Source organism: Protofrankia sp. Cas8 (assembly GCF_963555845.1).
Taxonomy (GTDB): Bacteria; Actinomycetota; Actinomycetes; order Frankiales; family Frankiaceae; genus Protofrankia.
The window spans coordinates 1-2,013 of sequence record NZ_CAUVXI010000216.1; the positions used below are offsets into that span (position 1 = coordinate 1).

Annotated in this window: 2 protein-coding genes; one reads left to right on the forward strand and one right to left on the reverse strand. The window is 67.0% G+C overall.

Translation table 11 applies throughout. From position 1 onward, the window contains the following. On the forward strand, positions 1–728 hold a 728-nt coding region (locus tag U9977_RS22735; protein ID WP_322751322.1), incomplete at its 5' end, for a transposase. 47 nt (positions 729–775) lie between these two features. Here U9977_RS22735 and U9977_RS22740 read toward each other — a convergent pair. Further along, positions 776–1,801, reverse strand: a complete 1,026-nt coding sequence (locus tag U9977_RS22740; RefSeq protein WP_322751323.1) for an IS3 family transposase — start codon at positions 1,799–1,801, stop codon at positions 776–778. Positions 1,802–2,013 lie beyond the last annotated feature (212 nt).

The following is a 2,013-nucleotide window of genomic DNA, read 5'->3' on the forward strand; positions in this document are numbered from 1 at the left end:
TCACCGGCCGGAAGATCCTGGAGGCCCTCGTCGCCGGCGAGCGCGACCCTTACCTGCTCGCCGACTTCGCCGCTGGCCGGGCCCGCGCCAAGATCCCGGCACTCGTCGAGGCACTGGACGGCGAGTTCACCGACCACCACGCCTTCATGGTCCGCCACTACCTCGACGAGATCGACCGCTGGAAGCAGGTCATCGCCGGGTTCGACGAGCGGATCGCGACCATGCTCACCGACCAGAAGCAGGACCTGGATCTCCTCGACTCGATTCCCGGCATCGGCCGCCTCTCGGCCGAGATCATCATCGCGGAGACCGGAGGTGACATGGCCCAGTTCCCCAGCGCGCACCACCTCGCCTCCTGGATCGGGGTCTGCCCAGGACAGAACGAGTCCGCCGGAGTGAACAAGTCCGGCCACATCCGGCCCGGCAACCGCAACCTCAAACACCTGCTCGGGATCGCCGCGATGGTAGCGATCAAGAAGAAGGACTCCTACCTGGGCGCCTTCTACCGCCGCATCGCAGCCCGCCGGGGCGGCCGACGCGCCCAGGTCGCCGTCATGCACAAACTCACCATCGCCATCTGGCACGTCCTACATGACAGGGTCCCCTACCGCGACCTGGGCGCCGACCACTTCGCCAAACGGGATCCCGAACGCGCCATGCGCCGCATGATCAAACAAGCCAGCAGCCTCGGCCTAACCATCCGCTTCGAACCGATCGGGGCCACCTGAGGCGCACCGGTCACCTTATTTTCGTGTCAGACCCATTCCGGTAGTTGTCAAGTCAACTGCGACAGTGGGTCGTCGCTCGGTTGGCTTGGAATGGGCTGGTTGATCCACACGGTCTCGGGTAGGCGGGGTGGCCGTGGCCTGCGGGCGAACCGCTCGGGATGGGCCGCGTGGGCACGGTCGAGGGTGGCTTGGCGGTGGGCCTGGACCTGGCCGGCGGTGCCGAAGTGCACCGAGGCGGGGGTGTGGAACCCGATCCCGGAATGGCGATGGTCGTGATTGTAGGCGGTGAAGAACCCCTCGCAGTAGGCGCGGGCGTCAGCCAGCGACCCGAACCGGTCCGGGAAATCGTAGGTGTACTTGAGGGTCTTGAACTGAGCTTCCGAGAACGGATTATCGTTCGACGTCCGCGGCCGTGAATGGGATCGGTGGACCCCGAGGTCGACCAGGAGTTCCGACACCTGTTTCGAGACCATCGCCCCGCCACGGTCCGCGTGGATCGCCCGAGGGGTGGTTCCGTTCCGGTGGATCGCGTCCGCGAGGAAGTCCTTCGCGACCACCGCGTCCTCGGCGGCAGCGACGAGCCAGCCGGCCACATACCGCGAGTAGATATCGAGGATGACGTAAAGCTTGTACCAGACTCCTTTCTCGGGGCCTTTCAACGCGGTGATATCCCACGACCAGATCTGCGACGGCTCCGTCGCGGACAGCTCCGGGCGGACCCGCGGCAGGTGCGTCGCCTGGCCGCGGCGTTCCCGGGTCTGCCCCGCCGCCCGGGCGATGCGGTACATCGTCGAGAGGGAACACCAGTACCGGCCGGCATCCAGCTCACGGGCCCAGACCTGCGGGATCGCCAGGTCCTGGTAGACCGGATCCGCCAACAGGGCCAGGACCTGCGCCCGCTCGGCGTCGGTCAACGTCCCCGGCGGAGGCGTCCGCGCCAGCCACGGCCCATGCACCGGCCCCCGCGGAGCACCATGACGGTAATGCGTCGCCCGCGACCGACCGACGTAGACGCACGCCCGTTTCACCGGGATATCCGCGGCACGGAGCTCGTCGAAAGCCCCGTTCAACACCTGGTCTACTACTGGTCGGAGTCCGCTCTCTCGGAGACTTGCTGCAAGAGAGCGCGCGCTTTTCCCATGATATCCAGCGCGGTCTCGGTCGTCGCGAGCCGCGCTTTCAACCGCTCGTTCTCGCGGCGCAGCTTCTCCAACTCGATCTGCTCCGCCGACTTCCCGGGCTTCTTCTCCGGAGCGTGGGCCGCGGTACTCGCTCTTCCCAGGAC